Origin of the sequence: Allobosea sp. TAF32 (genome assembly GCF_052113585.1) — a bacterium.
Lineage (GTDB): Bacteria > Pseudomonadota > Alphaproteobacteria > Rhizobiales > Beijerinckiaceae > Allobosea.
Map to the genome: position 1 here is coordinate 167206 of NZ_JBFRDM010000001.1, position 17113 is coordinate 184318.

General features: G+C 63.8%; 14 protein-coding genes. 3 read left to right on the forward strand and 11 right to left on the reverse strand.

The genetic code is table 11. The features are described 5' to 3' along the window. Positions 1 to 290: 290 nt before the first annotated feature. From AB4Z16_RS00690 to AB4Z16_RS00725, 8 genes are all read right to left on the reverse strand, one after another. The gene (locus tag AB4Z16_RS00690; RefSeq protein WP_441509398.1) at positions 291 to 2330 is read right to left on the reverse strand and encodes an NAD(+) synthase; all 2040 of its coding nucleotides are present in this window, start codon (positions 2328 to 2330) and stop codon (positions 291 to 293) included. A gap of 248 nt (positions 2331 to 2578) precedes the next feature. After that, complete coding sequence (locus tag AB4Z16_RS00695) at positions 2579 to 3196, reverse strand: glutathione S-transferase (protein ID WP_441509399.1); 618 nt, start codon at positions 3194 to 3196, stop codon at positions 2579 to 2581. Next, complete coding sequence (locus AB4Z16_RS00700) at positions 3193 to 4104, reverse strand: glycosyltransferase family 2 protein (protein WP_441509400.1); 912 nt, start codon at positions 4102 to 4104, stop codon at positions 3193 to 3195. Before AB4Z16_RS00700 ends, AB4Z16_RS00695 begins: the two co-directional genes overlap by 4 nt. After that, positions 4101 to 5117, reverse strand: a complete 1017-nt coding sequence (locus AB4Z16_RS00705; RefSeq protein ID WP_441509401.1) for a glycosyltransferase — start codon at positions 5115 to 5117, stop codon at positions 4101 to 4103. Before AB4Z16_RS00705 ends, AB4Z16_RS00700 begins: the two co-directional genes overlap by 4 nt. Then, positions 5114 to 6247: a glycosyltransferase gene (locus AB4Z16_RS00710; RefSeq protein WP_441509402.1), complete on the reverse strand. Its 1134-nt coding sequence runs from the start codon at positions 6245 to 6247 to the stop codon at positions 5114 to 5116. The genes AB4Z16_RS00705 and AB4Z16_RS00710 overlap by 4 nt, the downstream gene beginning before the upstream one ends. Positions 6248 to 6263: 16 nt before the next feature. Continuing rightward, on the reverse strand, positions 6264 to 7388 hold the full coding sequence (wecB, locus tag AB4Z16_RS00715; protein WP_441509403.1) for a non-hydrolyzing UDP-N-acetylglucosamine 2-epimerase: 1125 nt from the start codon (positions 7386 to 7388) through the stop codon (positions 6264 to 6266). Positions 7389 to 7390: 2 nt separating this feature from the next. Beyond that, entirely contained in the window at positions 7391 to 8404 is a 1014-nt protein-coding gene (locus AB4Z16_RS00720; protein ID WP_441510095.1) for a polysaccharide biosynthesis protein, read from the reverse strand. Positions 8405 to 8433: 29 nt separating this feature from the next. Then, complete coding sequence (locus AB4Z16_RS00725; protein ID WP_441509404.1) at positions 8434 to 9291, reverse strand: dTDP-4-dehydrorhamnose reductase family protein; 858 nt, start codon at positions 9289 to 9291, stop codon at positions 8434 to 8436. Between AB4Z16_RS00725 and AB4Z16_RS00730 the strand changes: the two genes are divergently transcribed. The 3 genes from AB4Z16_RS00730 to AB4Z16_RS00740 all read left to right on the forward strand — a co-directional run bounded on the left by AB4Z16_RS00730 (position 9284) and on the right by AB4Z16_RS00740 (position 13078). Further along, a complete protein-coding gene (locus AB4Z16_RS00730; RefSeq protein WP_441509405.1) occupies positions 9284 to 10297 on the forward strand; it encodes an ABC transporter permease in 1014 nt (337 codons plus the stop codon). The genes AB4Z16_RS00725 and AB4Z16_RS00730 overlap by 8 nt on opposite strands. Beyond that, a complete protein-coding gene (locus AB4Z16_RS00735) occupies positions 10287 to 11735 on the forward strand; it encodes an ABC transporter ATP-binding protein (protein WP_441509406.1) in 1449 nt (482 codons plus the stop codon). The genes AB4Z16_RS00730 and AB4Z16_RS00735 overlap by 11 nt, the downstream gene beginning before the upstream one ends. A gap of 236 nt (positions 11736 to 11971) precedes the next feature. Then, complete coding sequence (locus AB4Z16_RS00740) at positions 11972 to 13078, forward strand: TylF/MycF family methyltransferase (RefSeq protein WP_441509407.1); 1107 nt, start codon at positions 11972 to 11974, stop codon at positions 13076 to 13078. A gap of 175 nt (positions 13079 to 13253) precedes the next feature. Here AB4Z16_RS00740 and AB4Z16_RS00745 read toward each other — a convergent pair whose 3' ends face one another. From AB4Z16_RS00745 to AB4Z16_RS00755, 3 genes are all read right to left on the reverse strand, one after another. Continuing rightward, positions 13254 to 14360 (reverse strand): class I SAM-dependent methyltransferase, encoded by a 1107-nt coding sequence (locus AB4Z16_RS00745; RefSeq protein WP_441509408.1) that lies wholly within the window; start codon positions 14358 to 14360, stop codon positions 13254 to 13256. 311 nt (positions 14361 to 14671) lie between these two features. After that, a complete protein-coding gene (locus tag AB4Z16_RS00750; protein ID WP_441509409.1) occupies positions 14672 to 15715 on the reverse strand; it encodes a glycosyltransferase family protein in 1044 nt (347 codons plus the stop codon). 221 nt (positions 15716 to 15936) lie between these two features. Continuing rightward, positions 15937 to 17055, reverse strand: coding sequence for a glycosyltransferase (locus tag AB4Z16_RS00755; RefSeq protein ID WP_441509410.1), 1119 nt, complete (start codon positions 17053 to 17055; stop codon positions 15937 to 15939). Between the last annotated feature and the right edge of the window lie 58 nt (positions 17056 to 17113).

The window sequence follows — 17113 nt, forward strand, 5'->3', positions numbered from 1 at the left end:
TTGGTCGCGATCCCCGTCGTCGTCGTAGCCGCCTCCGGCGCCTGACCGCCCAAGGTGAATGTAGCCTCGATCAGCAACTCGGTAATCACCTTCGTTGAACGATGATCTCGACAAGGTGCCGCCGGGAGCCGATCAAGGCGCCGTCAGGAGGCCCGGCCGGGTTCGGATAGGTTGCCCGGCGCCTTGGGGAGATCGTTCCGAGCAAACGCGCGCCACGCAGGGTCGACCGCCGACGTGACGGGTTTCGCCGTTTGGGCTGGGATAGAGGCCGCCGGCCCCGGCTCCCTCCCTCAATCCGGAATCCGCTCCCAGTCCTTGAGCCATGGTGCTGCCGACGCATCGCTCGGCGCGCGCCAGTCGCCGCGCGGCGAGAGCGAGCCGCCGGACGAGACCTTCGGGCCGTTCGGCACGGCCGAACGCTTGAACTGGCTGGTCTCGAAGAAGCGGCGGATGAAGACACCGAGCCAGCGCTTGATCACCGGCAAATCGTAGGCGACGCGCTTGCCCGCTTCCATGTTCGGCGGCCAGTCGCCTGCTCCGGCATCGCGCCAGGCATGCTCGGACAGGAAAGCGATCTTGCTCGGGCGGAAGCCGTAGCGCGTCGTGTAGAACAGGTTGAAGTCCTGCAGCGCGTAGGGGCCGACGAAATCCTCGGTCTTCTGGGCGGGCTTGTCGCCATCGCCCGGCACCAGCTCCGGCGAGATCTCGGTGGCGAGGATATCGAGCATCACATCCGACGCCTCCGCTCCGAAGCGGCCGGACTGCGCCACCCAGCGGATCAGATGCTGGATCAACGTCTTCGGCACCGAGCCGTTGACGTTGTAATGCGACATGTGATCGCCGACGCCATAGGTGCACCAGCCGAGCGCGAGCTCCGAGAGGTCGCCGGTGCCCATCACCAGGCCATTGTGCCGGTTGGCGAGGCGGAACAGCACGGAGGTGCGCGCGCCGGCCTGCACGTTCTCGAAGGTGATGTCGTAGACCGGCTCGCCCTGCGCGAAGGGATGGCCGATATCGACCAGCATCTGCCGGCAGGCCGGCGTCATGTCGATCTCCTCGGCGCTGACGCCAAGCGCCCGCATCAGCCGCCAGGCATTGTCCTTGGTGTCCTTGCTGGTGGCGAAGGCCGGCAAGGTATAGGCGAGGATGTTCTCGCGGGGCAGGCCCAGCGCATCGAAGGTGTGGGCCGCAACGATCAGCGCCTGCGTCGAATCGAGACCGCCGGAAACGCCGATGACGACCTTGTCGAGCCGCGTGCTCTCCAGCCGCTTGCGCAGGCCGTGCGACTGGATGTTGTAGGCCTCGAAGCACAGTTCGTTCAGCCTGGCATCGTCGCTCGGCACGAAGGGGAAGCGCTCGACGGTGCGGGCGAGGCCGAGATCGTTCTCGCGGTCTGGTTCCAACGTGAAGTCGATGCGGCGGAAGCCGAGCCGGTCGCGGTTCACATCGGCGCTGTCGCCGAAGGTGTTCTGGCGGATGCGGTCCATGGCCAGCCGTTCGAGATCGATATCGGCGAGGGTGAGCTGCGGCTCGGCGGCGAAGCGCTCGGCTTCGGCCAGCAGCGCACCATTTTCGTAGATCATCGCCTGCCCGTCCCAGGCGAGGTCGGTGGTCGATTCGCCGGTGCCGGCAGCGGAATAGGCGTAAGCCGCGATGCAGCGGCCGGAATGGGCCTTGCAGAGCGCATGGCGCCAGTCCGACTTGCCGATGGTGACGTTGGATGCCGAGAGATTCAGCAGGACGGTCGCGCCCGCGAGCGCCGCAAAGGACGAGGGCGGGATCGGCGTCCAGACGTCCTCGCAGATCTCCATATGGACGACGAAATCCGGGATATCGGCCGCAGCCAGCAGGATATCGGTGCCGAACGGCACGTCCTGGCCGCAAAGATCGATATAGAGCGCGCTCGCCCGCTCGCCCGAGGCAAACTGCCGGCGCTCGTAGAATTCGCGATAGTTCGGCAGATAGGTCTTGGGCACAGCGGCGAGGATGCGCCCGCGATGAACAGCGACGGCGCAGTTGAACAGCCGCCCCTCGACCCGCAGCGGCGCCCCGACGACGACGACGCCACGCAGCGCGCGGCTCTCCTCGACGAGGCGACCCAAGGCGTCGCGCACGGCATCCAGCAATGCATTCTGCTGCAGCAGATCGTCGATCGCATAGGCGCTGATGCCGAGTTCGGGAAACAGGGTCAGCGACGCCCCGCTCTCATCCGCCCGCCGCAGCATCGCGATCGTCTCGGCCACGTTGAAGGCCGGATCAGCCACCTTGAGGCGCGGCGCGGCGCAAGCGATCCGGACGAGACCGTGCGAATGGATGTTGCGGAAACTCATGGAGACTCCGTTAGGCTCGGACGCCGACAACACGGCCACTGCTTATCGCGCAGACGATAATCCCAGAGCAATGCTGCTCCTGCATCCCGGCCCGGCTGACGGATCAAGAAACCCAAGGCAGGTCAATCCAGCCGCTAGCCGCTATTCCGCCAGTGTTGAGGCGATAGGCATCCGCCTGCCCAGATATCTCGACGGAAGCTTCGTCGCCGAGCAATACACATCCCGGCCACCTTCCAGGCAAGGACCGCTCAGCGCGAGGCTGCGGCAGGATCGCGATAGCGCGTCGCCTCGAAAGCAGGCACCTGTGCCGCGAAACGATCGAGCCAGCCCGTCAGCATAGGAAACTCCGTCCGCCAGGCGCCTTCAAAGCGCAGGTCGAGATAACCAAGCGCCGAGGCAAGGGCGAAATCACCGATCTGGAGCCCGTGATCAGGTCGGGAAACAATCTGAGCGGCGCGCGCCAGGCCGCGTGACATCTTGCCCTGCTGATGCGCTACCCAGCGCGGTTCGCGCTTTGCTTCTTCGCGCCAGCGCCGTTCGTAGACAACGAGGACGATCGCCTCCATCACGCCGTCGGCCAAAGCCTCGTAGGCTCGAGCGACGAAGCCGGCCTCCCCCTGCGGTGTCAGTGGGCTGCCGGCGCGGACGTCAAGATAGGCGGCGATCACGGCGGAATCGAAGAGTGCCTCACCCTGTGGCGTGACCAGCGTGGGAATTTTGGCGAGTGGATTGGCAGCAAGGAAGGCAGCGTCGGGCGCGCCCGTATCGACGAAACGCTCCTCGACCTGCCCATCCAATCCTAGATGGCGCGTCAGCATGCGCACCTTGCGGGCGAAGGGCGAAATCGGCGCGCAGTAGAGGATCATCCGCCGCGTCCTTTCATAGCACGCACCAGCCGCCCGCGAGCCACCGCCCCGGCCCCGGCCGCGAGGCGACCGAGCGTGTGCACGGGCCGCTGGGCGAAGGCTCCTGCCGCCGGGCGCAGGATGGCGCCGAGCTTGCCCTCGAAGGCATAGGTGCCGACCGCCTGCAACCAAACGTCGGCCACCGCCTTGCGGCGGTCGGCCGGTGCAAGGGCCGCGAAGACATCGCGATGCTTCGCGAGCAGCAGCTCGGCCGAACGCTCCACAACCTCCCCTAGTCGCGCGCGGCGATTATAGACGCGCGCCAGCGGTTCGCGAACCGCGACGATCGTGCCCTTGCGCGTATAGCGGATCAGCCAGTCCCAGTCCTCGAAACGGGGCAAGGTCTCATCAAGCGGGCCGATGGTGTCGAAAACCGCACGGCGCGTGAGCTGTGTCGTGCCGGGGCTCAGGTCGCAATCCATCGCCAGCCGCCGCGCCCAATCGGGGCTGTCCTCCAGTGGCTGCATTCGCGTGACCGCATGGTCGAGCAGATGCATCTCGACGCCGGTGCAGGAGACGGCGGCCTCGGCGGGCGCGGCTTCGAGCGCCGCAACCTGGATTTCGAGCTTGCGCGGGAACCATTCGTCGTCGGAGTCGAGAAAGGCGATCAAAGCTCCGCGCGCGTTGGCCACGCCGACATTGCGCGCGGCAGAGGCGCCGCCATTGCGCTCGCGGCGCAGCAGCCGCACACGCGGATCGTCGATAGCGGCGACGGTCGCGACGGAATCGTCACTCGAAGCGTCGTCGACGACGATCACCTCGATGTCGCGGAAGCTCTGCGTCAGGGCACTCTCCACCGCCCGCCGGATGGTGGCGGCGCGGTTGAACATCGGGATCACGACGCTGACATGCGGTGTCGATGCCGTCATGTCTCCTCCTTCCGCGGGATGGGATCGAGACCGAATGTCTGGTCGAGGACCGCTTGCCTGTTGAATCGGGCAGGCAGCAAGGGCGACGCGAGCGCGTGCAGCCAACCCGACAGAGGCTGCGCCGCAGCGTAGGCGAGATGGCCTGCCGCCCGGCGCTGCGTGGCCTCGACCGGCTCGGCCCAGCGCCATTTCAGAAGATAGGATTGCACGGCATAGCGCAGAGCCGGTGTGTCGGGCGCGCGAAGCCCGACGAGCGCAGCATGATAATAGGCGGCGCTGAGCGCCTGCGGCCCCAGCCTCCGCACATGTTGGGGAAGATCAGATCGGCCCAGGAGGCGCTTGATCGTTTCAATTTTCTGGAGCGCCAGCCGCGGACCTTGGCCGCGGCGGGTCGCGCCACCGGCGTGCAACCGCCAGGTAGCAAGCACGTGTGGGAGTCGCCTGACCTTGGCGCCACGCGAGCCGAAACGCAGCCAGAAGTCGTAATCGGAGATCAGTGAGGCGCGAGCGTCGCGGACAGGCTCGCCGGCGAGAACACTGACCCGAAAGAAGGCGCCCGGGCCGGGAATGCAGAAATGCTGGCCGAGCAGCACATCGTAGTCGTATTCGCGCGTCGCGATGCGCGCGAGTTGCCGCCCGTCCGCCTCGATCTTGAGCCAGTCGGGATACACAGCATCGAGGGTGGGATCGTCGTGGAAGGCGGCCCGCACCGCATCGAGGAGGCCAGGCAGGATCGGGTCGTCGGCGTTCACGATCCCGACGATGTCGCAGGCCGCATGTGCGATCCCGGCATTGACGGCCTGTGCCTCGCCTGCATTGGCCTGTGCGACGAGCTCGATCGGCAGATCGGCAGCGACGAGGCGCGCCCGCGTGTCATCGGTCGAACCGTCGTCGACCACGACGTAACGGTCGCCGGGACGCAGTTGCTCTGTGACGGAGCGCGCCGTCTCGACAATGTAGTCGGCGCCGTTGAAGACCGGCGTGACGACGGCGAGCCGAGGACCCGACGTCATGACACCTGCTCCTGCGCGGCAAGGCGGCGATAGAGCGCTTCATAGGCGCGCGTCATCGTGTCGAGCCCGTAATGCGTGCGGGCTTCGGCAAAGGACGCTGCCCAGCGCGGATCTCCGGCCCGCGCGAAGGACAAGGCAGAAGCCAGCGATCGCGGGTCGGCGGGCGGTGCCAGCGCCTCGGGCGGACAAGGCAGCCGCCCGACATCACCGATGCGGGTCGCGGCGATCGGCTTGCCCATCGCCAGCGCCTCGAGCAACGCCATGGGCATGGCCTCGCCATAGCGCGAGCCGAGCAGAACGGCGTCGGCGGCGTCGAGGAGGCCGGGCATGTCGGCGACTGCCCCGAGTGTCAGGACAGCGGCCTCAAGTCCGCGCGCGGCGATCATGGCGCCCAGCCCCACATCTGAACCGTCCATGCCGCGCCCCGCCAGCAGCAGCCGTGCCTGCGGCGCCTTGCTCCGGAATAGAGCGAAGGCGTCGAGGCAATTGGGCAAGTCCTTCTGTGGATCGTTACGGGCACTCAACAGTACGGCAAAGGCGTCGTCGGAAAGGCCCAAACCGGCGCGGCGCGCCACGCGCCGCGCCGCGTCAGGGCGGAAAAGAGCGAGATCGACACCGTTCTCGATGACGAGGCCGCGTTTCGCCGCATAGCCGCGCGCCTCGTGGAAGGCTCGCGCGGACGACGCGCAATAGACGATCGCATCGGGCGCCGCGCGTGAGCGCGTGGCGAGCGCGCGATCGACCAGATGCAGCAGAGGATTGGCGAGAAGCCGTGGAAAGGTGGTGTTGTGGATCGACCAGACGAGCGGCGCGCGTGCGCCGACGGCAAGGCTGAGGAACGCGCCGTAATAGAGCCAGCCCTGCACGACGTCGGGCTTGAGCCGTTCGATCAGGGCGCGCAGACGCCGACGTGACGCCGGCAGATGGGTCAAGGCCCCGAAGCGGTGCCCCAGGTCGAAGCCGAGATCCTCGACATGTAGGCTGGCCCGGTCGAAGAAGACCTCGTCCTGCATGAGCGCAACATGGTGGGTTACGCCGTCAGAAGGATGCGTCGCGAGCTCGAACAGCAGCCGTTCAGCACCGCCCTGGCGCAGATGGGGCGCAACATGCAGGATTTTCAGCCCGGCCATGCCGCGCCCTCTCGCCTCACGGTTTGCGCCACACCGTGCGATTTATGTAGTCGATATAGCTCAAAACGATAGCAACGACCTTGCGCGACACGGGGCCGGCGACATAGTCGGCGACCGGCCGCGGCGTGAGTCCGGCCACGTCGGCGTGCATGACGAAGCGCACGGAATCGAGAACCGACTCGCGCGTGAGGCCGCACATCACGAGCGTGCCCTCATCCATGCCCTCGGGACGCTCATGCGCCTGGCGGATGGTCACGGCCGGGAAACCCAAAAGCGAGCTTTCCTCGGTGATCGTGCCGCTGTCGGAAACGACACAGGCGGCTGTCATCTGCAGCTTGATGTAGTCGTGGAAGCCGAAGGGCGGCAGAAACCGGATGCGAGGATCGAGATCGGTCTCGCCCAGCGCCTCCAGCCGCTTGCGCGTCCGCGGGTGGGTCGAAACGATCACCGGCCAATCATAGGTTTCGGCGAGGCCCTTGAGCGAATCGAGCAGGTCGGCGAGATTCCGCTCGCTGTCGACATTTTCCTCGCGGTGGCTGGAGACGACGAAGAAGCGACGCTCGGTCAGACCGAGGCGATCGAGGACGTCGGAGGCCTCGTAGCGGGGGCGGAAATGCTCGAGCACCTCATGCATGTGCGAGCCAACATTGAACGTGAGCTCGGGCGGCAGCCCCTCGGCAACCAGATAGCGCCGCGCATGCTCCGTGAGCGTCATGTTGACGTCGGAGAGGTGGTCGATGACCTTGCGGTTGAGCTCCTCGGGAACACGCTGATCGAAGCAGCGATTGCCGGCCTCCATGTGGAAGACGGGAATCTTGCGCCGCTTCGCCGCGATCACCGCCAAGCCCGAATTGGTGTCGCCATAGATCATCAAGGCGTCGGGCTTCTCCTGCTCCATCACCGCGTCGGAGCGCTTGAGCACCTCAGCGATGGTGTCGATCGCCGAGCCGCCCGCCGCCTCTAGGAAATGATCGGGCTTGCGGATGTCGAGATCCTCGAAGAACACCTGATTGAGGCCATAGTCGTAATTCTGGCCGGTGTGGACGAGGACGTGCTGCGTCTGCTCGTCGAGCAGGGCGATGACGCGGCACATCTTGATCAGCTCGGGGCGGGTGCCCACGATCGACATTACCTTGCGCATGTCTAGCCTTGCAGCTCAGCCTGGATGTAATCGAGGCCGAGGAGCAACTTCTTCACCCCCTCGACGTCGAGAATCTCGGTGTTGTCGGAGGTATAGTCCTCCGCCATCGAGATCGCGCTTTCGCCTTCGACGAAATATTTGGCGTAGTTGAGATCGCGATCGTCCTGCGGCACGCGGTAATAGCCGCCATGATCGATGGAGCGCGCCATCTCCTCGCGCGAGACGAGCGACTCATAGCGCTTCTCGCCGTGGCGGGTGCCGATCACCTTGACTGGAACGCGCTTGTCGAAGATCTGCATCACCGCCTCGGCGAGATGGCCGATGGTCGAGGCGGGCGCCTTCTTGATGAAGATGTCGCCCTGCTCGGCGTTGCGATAAGCATAGATGACCAAATCGACCGATTCCTCGAGCGACATCAGGAAGCGGGTCATGTTCGGATCGGTGATGGTGATCGGCTGGCCCGCCTTCACCTGCGAGACGAAGAGCGGGATCACCGAGCCGCGCGAAGCCATGACGTTGCCATAGCGGGTGGCGCACAGCGTGGTATCGCTCTTGGAGAGCAGGCGGGCCCGAGCGACCGTGATCTTCTCCATCATCGCCTTGCTGATGCCCATGGCGTTGATCGGATAGACCGCCTTGTCGGTGGAGAGCACGACGACACGCCGAGCGCCGGCGTCGATGGCGGCTTCGAGCACGTTGCCCGCACCGAGGACGTTCGTGCGCACCGCCTCCATCGGATAGAACTCACAGGAGGGCACCTGCTTCAGCGCCGCAGCGTGAAAGACGAAATCGACGCCGCGCATCGGGGCGCGCAAGCTGCCGGGCTCGCGCACGTCGCCGATATAGAACTTGACGCGATCGTTCTTCAGCTCGAGGCGCATATCCTCCTGCTTCTTCTCGTCACGGCTGAAGACACGAATCTCGCCGATGCCCTCGCGCAGAAAGCGGCGCAGAACAACGTTACCGAAGGATCCGGTTCCGCCCGTGATGAGCAGGGTCTTGCCCTTGATATCCATGGGATAGGTCACTTTCTCCTAGCGTGCGCTCAGCGTGCGGCGTGCATGCGTGCGATCAGCTCCGGCCAGGCCGGGGCCACGTATCCCGTTGCCGCCTGGAAGCGCGAGCCGTCCATCGAACGGTCGATCGCGACCGCATCGTCGGGGATGATGTCGATCGTCTTCCCGTATTCCTGCGCCACCAGCTTCAGCAGCTCGAATTTATCGATCTTGCCAGCGGCGACATGCCAGAGGCCGCGCAGCTCCGGGCGCGGAATGACGACATCCCGAATGACGCGCGCGAGTTCGACCGTCGGCAGGCCGGTATAGATCGCCTTGCGATACCCCTTCACCGCGGGACCGGGCTGACTCAGGAACCAGTCAACCAGCGAATGGGCAGAATTGAGCTCATGCCCGATGATCGACGTGCGCAGCGTGATCGCGTTGGGATAGTCGACCTCGCCGAGAAACTTGCTCTTGCCATAGAGATCTTCGGCGTTCGAAAGGTCCGTTTCCTTGTAGTCACCCTTGCGGCCGTCGAAAACGCAATCCGTCGAGATATGCACGAAACGCGCCCCGGCCGCCGCACAGAGTTCAGCGAGACGGTGCGGCAGCAGCGAATTCAACGAGATGGAGACAAGCGGGTCCTTGGCGGCAGAAAGTTGCTTGACCACGCCGATGCAGTTGACCACCACGTCGGGCCGCGTCTCGCCAATCATCCGGACAAGGCCGTCCTGATCGGCCGCATTGACCCCTCCTAGCAGGCGGGCCGTCGCACTCTGCGGGAGCCCGACCGGCGCACCGCCACGGATCGTGCCGACGACGTCGAAGCCCGGCGACGCGGCAAAGAACCGGTAGGCGGCGTTGCCGAGCATGCCCGCCGCGCCGAGAATGAGGATTTTGGTCAAGGGCATCTCCGCTCAAACGGTGAAACGGCGTCTTTCCGTCGCAATCGCGTCCGCCGAGGCGAGCAGGATTTACTCAACCGATCCGGGATTGTCGAGCCGCCCGACCCGCACCACGACAGAACGCGTTTGCGGGACGCGGATACGAGGTGCTAAAGGGGCGCCGCGGCCGACCACCCGGTGCGGCTGGAGTCCAAGGATTAAAGCGTTGACGAGTTGGGGCGACCATCTGCGCCAAACGACAGAACTGACCCTGCGCCTAACAATGCGTGACTTCGAAGCGCGCTATCGTGGCAGTGTATTGGGCGTCGGCTGGGCTTTCCTGACGCCACTGCTGACGGCGCTGATCTTCACCTTCGTCTTCTCCGCCGTGTTTCGGGCTCGCTGGGGAACCGGGCAAGACGGGACCGATGCCAACTTCACCTTGATTCTGCTCGTCGGCGTTCTGCTGCACTCGATGCTCGCGGAGACGTTGAACCGGGCTGCGGGATTGATCCTCGCCCATAGCAGCTACGTCAAGAAGGTCGTCTTCCCGCTCGGCATCCTGCCCATCGTCGTCGTATTGGGGGCCCTGATCACCGCAGCCTTCGGCCTGCTGATCGTCGTGCTGGGCCATTTCCTGCATAGCGGTCACGTCGAGGCGACCGCGCCGCTCTTTATTCTGATCGTCATCCCCTATCTGCTGCTGCTGCTCGCGACGGCCTATGTGCTTTCAGCCCTGGGCGTCTATCTCCGCGATATCGGACAGATCGTGGCTTTCATCGTCACGGCCTCGATGTTCCTGACGCCGATCTTCTATCCGATCTCCTCGGTTCCTCCTGGTTTCCGGGCCGTGATGCAGCTCAATCCCCTGACCATCGTGGTCGAGGAGTCCCGCAATGTGCTACTGTTCGGCAGAGCTCCGGACTGGCAGGCCCTGGCATTTCTGTGGCTGGGAGCGCTGGTGAGCCTGCCCGCCGCGTTCTGGGTCTTCAATCGCCTGCGCGCGGGTTTCGCCGATGTCCTCTGAGATCGCGATCGAGGCCACACGGCTCGAAAAAGCCTATCACATCTATCAGAGCCCATCCGACCGGCTCGCCCAGGCCGTGATGCCGCGTCTGCGGCGGGCGATGGCGCCAGCCCTGCGCGCGTTCGGCGTGAAATGGCCGGAGAAGAACTACTACACCAATCACTGGGCTCTCAAATCCATCACCTTCGAGGTTCCGCGCGGCGACAGCATGGCGATCATCGGCCGCAACGGCTCCGGGAAATCCACGCTGCTGCAGCTCGTATGCGGGACCCTGGCCCCCACTGCGGGCGAGGCGCGCGTCAAGGGGCGCGTCGCTGCGCTGCTGGAACTGGGATCGGGTTTCAACCCGGAATTCACTGGCCGCGAGAACGTCTATCTCAATGCCTCAATCCTTGGCATGAGCCGCGAGGAAACGCAGGCCCGCTTCGACGACATCCTCGCCTTCGCCGATATCGGCGACTTCATCGAAAGACCGGTGAAGACCTATTCGACTGGCATGGCGATGCGCCTGGCCTTCGCGGTGATTGCCCATGTCGACGCCGACGTGCTGATCATCGACGAGGCGCTCGCGGTCGGCGACGCCTATTTCCAGCAGAAATGCTTGCGCTGGCTCCGGCAGTTCCGCGAACGCGGAACAGTCTTGTTCTGCGGCCATGACACCGGCGCGGTGATGAGCCTGTGCGACAGCGCGATCTGGATCGACAAGGGCGATCTGGTGATGCAGGGCTCCGCGAAGGATGTCTGCGAAGCTTATTCAGCGGCCATCATGAGCCAGGCGCAAGGATTGTCGGATCGGCCGGCCCCGCGGCCTCGCGTCAAGGCGAATGCGGGCCCGGCCGATGCGCCGGCGACGGCGGGCGAGGAGACTCCGCCCGCAGCGAAGCCGAAACGCGCTTCGCTCCCCGAGCCGCCCAGGCCGGACCGTCCGGCCATCTTCGACACCATGGCAGATAGCGCCGATTTCGGGAGCGGCAAGGCGCGCATCCAGCGCGTGAGCCTCACCCATGCCGACGGCTCACCGCTGCATTGGATAGAGGGTGGGGAGGACGTGCAGCTTGTCATAGACATCGCCGTCCTCGAGGATTTCGAGGCGCCGATCGTGGGCTTCCACGTCAAGGACCGTCTCGGCCAGCCGATCCTCGGCGACAACACCTTCCTCAAGACTCTCGCCAACCCGCTCACAGCTCGTGCCGGCCAGACACTCGAAACAACCTTCGCGTTCCGATTGCCCGCGCTCGCGTCCGGACGCTATTCGGTGACCGCCGCCTGCGCTTCCGGAACGTTGGAGAACCACGTGCAGCATCAATGGATGCACGACGCGTTGATGTTCGACGTCCATTCGCCGTTCCGGAACGGTGTTCTGCTCGCGATCGATATGGACCGCGTCGAGATCGCTCCTGTCGAGCCGCACCAGCCGAAGGAAACGACCGATGCTTGACGCCGATGAATGTCTAGCCGGGGCCACCACGGGTCGACACGGGCCGCCACCAAGGTCGTCGGTTCATTAATTAGCCAGTGCCGCTCCTGGATTCAGGATCTCGGCAATGGGTTGTATGGAACTGACAATATTTTGTAATCCACGAGTGGCGTCGAAAGTTTGGTCTTTCTCCGCCGGGTTGATGATGCGAGCGCTCGATTTTCCGCAGGGTTGGGTGCGCAGCGATGGGTAGTCCAGTGACGCAATCTTCTTTCACCAGCAGCCTTTTGCGCCGTCTTCCAATTTTGCGCGAGGAAGCGCGCAAGCGCGACGATTTGCGCGAGGCAGCTCGCAAGGCCGCCGAAGAGCGCGACGCCTGGCGCGAGACCGCGCGCAAGTCTGCAGAGGAGCGTAACGCCCTGGTCGAGCAGTTGGCCGCGAAGGCGACGCTGGAGGACCAAGTCAACCATTTGCTCCAGCGGATCGGCGCCTATCACGATTCCACATATCTGAAGCTGGACAATGTCTCCGCCCAGATCCTCGGCGTGAGTGCGCGTCAGGAGGAAGCTGTCGCTCGCCTCGGGCGCCGGCTGCGCGGCGACGGCGCCAGCCTTGGCGGCGATGGGCGCGCCGCGGAGCTCTACCTCGACCTGCTGGAAGCGTCGCTGACCGGCCTGCTGATCGAGGATGCTTCGCAGGCACCCTGGACGGAGCGGAAGTTCGACCCGTCGCTGCGCGCCATCGGCCGCGACTGGCCCGAGCAGGCGATCACGATGATCGGAACCGCGCGCATGCGCAATCTGCGGATGCTGGCGACACGGGCGTTGGAAGAAGGCGTTCCCGGCGATTTCATCGAGACCGGCGTATGGCGGGGTGGCGCCTGCATCTACGCTAAGGGAATCTTCGAGGCTTATGGCGCAAAGGATCGCAAGGTCTTCGTCGCCGATAGTTTCCGCGGCCTGCCCGAACCCGACTCAGCTCACAATCCGGCCGATACTGGCGACACCCACCACACCTATGGGCAGCTCGCTATTTCCCGTGAGGCCGTCTCCGGCAATTTCCGCCGCTACGGGTTGCTCGACGAGCAAGTCGTCTTTCTTGAAGGCTGGTTCAAGGACACGCTTCCCGCCGCGCCGATAGACCGGCTGGCGGTGCTGCGCCTCGACGGCGACATGTATGAGAGCACGATGGATGCGCTCAACGCGCTCTATCACAAAGTATCGCCGGGAGGCTTCGTCATCGTGGACGATTATGTGCTCGAGCCCTGTGCCAAGGCGATCCATGATTTTCGTGGTCAGCATGGCATCGAAGCGCCAATGGAGCCCGTGGACGGCGCTGCGGTCTGGTGGCGTGTTCCCCTATGAAGCATGACGCGGTTTCACAGCGCGAGGCGAGCATTCGACGCTGACCGTGCCTTTTAGCATCGGATTGAAAAGTGGAAGCCGCTTTTCGATCCGATGCCGAGTCCTCTTTGGGCACCAAGCGTTTGGCACCAGCGCCCTCGCCATTTCCCTTAGGCAGGCGACAGCATGACGCCTCTCAGGAAATCGTCGCGAAAAAGGCTCCCCCTTTGTGGTTTGCGCCATCAAGATTCGGATGGCGCCACATGGATGAGAAGATCGCGTGAAGCTCTGGCGTCTCGCCAATAAAATAGGCGGCGAAATCGGGCCTCAACTTATCACCGGCAAGCAGCCAGCAGGCCAGTAGATATTGTTCATTGAAATACCATTCCAACCACGCAGCCGGGTAGTCGTCCGGCAGGAATACGTCATGTATTCCAAATACGGTTCCGCTCTTGAGACGGGGGAGTATTTCGTTAAAAAATACGGTTACATCGCTATTCTGAAAAGACCGGTGACTACCGTCGAAAAATATCATATCGCTTGACGTAGCTTTCTCGAAAAATTCGATAGGAACATCCTCAAGCGGCGCTCGAATTACTTCATCGCAAATTGCGTCGATTTCGGTACGCGGCTCCGGATCAATTGATATCAGTTGCGTGTCAAGGCGATGATCGCGGATCGCGCGCCTGGCAAATTTGGTGGAAAAGCCCGAACCAATCTCGATCAGGCGCCGCGGCTTGTGGAGCGCTATCATTCCATAGAGCGCCATCGCGTCCAGGGCAGGGAAAGCCGGATTAACCCAATTCGGTTCAGTTGCATCCGCAACAGGATTGCTCGGGATCGTCAGCATCGGCTCCAGCAAAGGGAGCATCGTGCGCATTTGCGAAGCAAATTGATGCGAGCAAGCCTTTAGCCGAGCCAGCATGAGCGGCTCAGGTGGCTGACCATAGCCATGGCGCACTTTTGGAGTAACCGGAAAGTCCAGTTCAATGAGCTGACGGCGGTTCTTGAGATATAGCCAATGCGCGTTGCGGTCGCTTTCTTCGGCCGAGACCCCGGGACCAGAGCCGATTGCATCCTGCTTTGAATGCAACCCGTAGTGTGCAGTTGCGCTCGTCCGCCCTTCCGCATCCGACTGCGCAAGCAACGCGTTTAGCTCCGCAGCCAACCTGTCCGCTTCCTGCCTCGCTGCTATTCTCCCTGTCTCGGCCTGCAGGGCAAAATCATGCAGGCGACGAAAGGGCGGAAAGAGGCGGGCAGTGTCGCGAGCGATCCGACGCAATACCATCACAATTACTCGCATCCTGTTATCGAAGGCCGAAGCAACTGTCGTACGCAGGAGAAATTCAAGCTTCGTCGCTCGGAGAGCTCAGAGTTCCACAAAGCTGGATCAAAAGGCAAGGCGATTGCCGCTCTGATGAAGTGCAGCCTGGCTCAGGGCTTCGACGGCATTGAGCCTGGAGCTTCTTCAACAAGCTCAAGAAGGTCAGGGCTATCGCAGTCGGGTACGGCGCGTTTCTCGCGTACCCGTGAGCTTCGCAAAACTCGCCGCTTTGGTCACTTAACCCGGATAGCAAACTATCGCCGCCGCCTCAACATCAGCGCCGCCCATCGTCAGACGCCTCGGTCCCCGATGCTTGGGCCTGCTTCCGCCTCGCCATCTTTGTAACCAAGAAACCGGCGCACCACACGCTCCATCTGCGGCAGGGTGAAATCGGCGAGAAATGCCCGTCTCGCGGCCAACGCCGTCGCCTCATACAGCGCGCGATCCTCGACCAGATGGGCGAGGCCGTTATAGACCGCCGACGGCAGAAGGTCACGGCAGAGATAGGCTGCGCGCCGTTCCTTCAAATAGGCGTAAGGCGCCGAGTAAGACGGGCCGTGAAACAGGATCGGCCGCCCCGCCGCCAGATAGGTGGGAACCTTCGACGGAAAGCTGAGACGCGAGACCTCCGCCATCCTTTCCGCGAAAGGATAGGGGCAATAGGCGATGTCGCAATGCCGGGCGATCGTTCGGATCACGTCAGGTTGATCCATCCAGCCCATGAACCTGAGATGCTCATCAGGAACGTCGTTTGGCGGTCGCTCGTGGCCGAACGTCATTAAAACGACCTTCCGTTCACCGACCCGCCACTTTGCGATCTTGAGGGCTGCGACCAGTTGTGCCCACTCCTCGCTGGCATAGAACTGGCCGACCATGCCGATGACGACGCTGTCGTCGCTGACAAGCTTCGGCGGCGGCGCTTGGGCGAGCGCCGGGTCGATCGAGGCGATGACCGCTGTCGAGGGGACGCCATAGGTCTCCTCATAGTGCCGCGCCATCGGGTCCGATGCCGCGGCACAGCTCGCCGCCTGCCGCAAGGTGCGATCGAACATCGCGAGATCGAGCTGGCGATTGACCGGGTCGACCCCGTGGGCGTCGAGCCACCAGCGCAGCGGGTCCCAGACGTGAACGCGCAACGGCACGCCGAGCCCCCGCGCCACAGGCGCGGCGATACGCACCATCGTCTGCCCCTGGAGAATCGCCCACAGATCGGTCGCACCTACCACCCGGCCGTAGTCGATCGCTTGGCGGATGAGGCGGCGGGGCAAGGCTATGCGCCTCATCGCCTCGATCGCCGCCGCACCCGCTCTCCCCACCCTGATGCCGCGCAGCACCCGGCTCTGCAATTCGGTGGGCTTGCGGACAGTCTTCATCTCGATGCCCGCTAGATCGTCGTAGCGCTTCGGCTGAAGATGCGGATTCATGACGCAGAAGATCGCAAGCTCATCTTTCGGCAGGAAGCGGCACATCTGCGCCGTCACGATCCCCGCAGTTAGATTGCTGCATGGTGGGATGTCGGTCAGGAGAAGGATACGCTTCTTCGGAGCCTCCCGCGTCATCCCTGCACAACCTTTCGATAGAGCGCCGACATCTTGCGCGTGAAATCGACGTCGCTGTAATGCGCTTCGGCCCAGCGTCTGCCCGCAGCGCCCCGCCGCTCGCGCTCGTCGGGCGACCCGACGAGGCGTTCAATCGCTGCAGCTAGCGAGGCCGCATCCCGCATCGGGGTGGCGATCGCAACATCCGGCGCTCCCGCAACCTCGGGCAGCGAAGTGCCCTCAAAGACAATGATCGGCTTGGCGAAGGCGAGTGCCTCGATCGCCATCATGCCGAAGGCTTCGGCCGTCGAGGGCATCAGGAAAATATCCGTCGCAGCGAAGGTATCCATTATGGTCGCATTGTCATTGACCCAGCCGAGATCGATGATCTGATGACGCCCGATAAACTCGTTGAGGTGCCCTTTGCCGTGGGTCGTCAGAATGGTCAGAGGGACGCCCGTGTCGGGTAGCTGCCGCAACGCCTCGACGACATATTCGAACCCCTTGAACGGGCTGTCGGCAAAAGCACGCACGCCGAGCACCAGCCTGCCGGGCAGGACTCCCAGACGGGACCGCGCCGGTTCTGGATCGACGGGTCGGAAGCGTGTGAGATCGATGCCGAACGGAATAACCTCGATGTTTTTGCCCGCGGCGATAGGGGACCGTGCAGCCATGTCGCGCATGTAGCGTGAGGCGACGACGATCTGCGCGCGGCTTTTGGCGACGATGCGCTTCTTCCAGGCAAACTGCTCGGCCGTGCGATCCTTGCGCATAGCGAAGGGCAGGTCGAGCGACGGGCACCGCCCGCAACCATCCAGCCACCGCTCGCATTCCAGGGAGTAGATGCAATGGCCGGTCATCGGCCAGGGATCGTGCCAGGTCCATACGCTCGGCTTGCCGCGCGTTAGCCAAGGCAGGGCGTCCAGGCTGAAATAGCCGTCATGGACGATGTGGAAATGGACCAGATCGGCCTCGCGATAGGCTTTCGACAACGCCAGCGTATAAGCCTGCCATTGCAGCCGCGAATGGATCGACAGTCTGGATTCGATCCGGTTGATGGCCCTGTTGGCCAGGCGCGCGCCGGGCACGTCGAAGAAGAGCCGGGAGTCCGGGCTGTCGCTCAGCTTGCTCCACACAAGATGCGTCGAATCGATGCCTTCCGCGGCGAGCAGATGGCGAATGTCGAAATTATTG

What these genes read in the sequence shown, in the direction of transcription:
- AB4Z16_RS00690 (WP_441509398.1), bottom strand. Translation starts at nt 2,330, where the DNA reads ATGAGTTTCCGCAACATCCATTCGCACGGTCTCGTCCGGATCGCTTGC.
- AB4Z16_RS00745 (WP_441509408.1), bottom strand. Translation starts at nt 14,360, where the DNA reads ATGCGAGTAATTGTGATGGTATTGCGTCGGATCGCTCGCGACACTGCC.
- AB4Z16_RS00695 (WP_441509399.1), bottom strand. Translation starts at nt 3,196, where the DNA reads ATGATCCTCTACTGCGCGCCGATTTCGCCCTTCGCCCGCAAGGTGCGC.
- AB4Z16_RS00735 (WP_441509406.1), top strand. Translation starts at nt 10,287, where the DNA reads ATGTCCTCTGAGATCGCGATCGAGGCCACACGGCTCGAAAAAGCCTAT.
- AB4Z16_RS00700 (WP_441509400.1), bottom strand. Translation starts at nt 4,104, where the DNA reads ATGACGGCATCGACACCGCATGTCAGCGTCGTGATCCCGATGTTCAAC.
- AB4Z16_RS00710 (WP_441509402.1), bottom strand. Translation starts at nt 6,247, where the DNA reads ATGGCCGGGCTGAAAATCCTGCATGTTGCGCCCCATCTGCGCCAGGGC.
- AB4Z16_RS00705 (WP_441509401.1), bottom strand. Translation starts at nt 5,117, where the DNA reads ATGACGTCGGGTCCTCGGCTCGCCGTCGTCACGCCGGTCTTCAACGGC.
- AB4Z16_RS00720 (WP_441510095.1), bottom strand. Translation starts at nt 8,404, where the DNA reads ATGGATATCAAGGGCAAGACCCTGCTCATCACGGGCGGAACCGGATCC.
- wecB (WP_441509403.1), bottom strand. Translation starts at nt 7,388, where the DNA reads ATGCGCAAGGTAATGTCGATCGTGGGCACCCGCCCCGAGCTGATCAAG.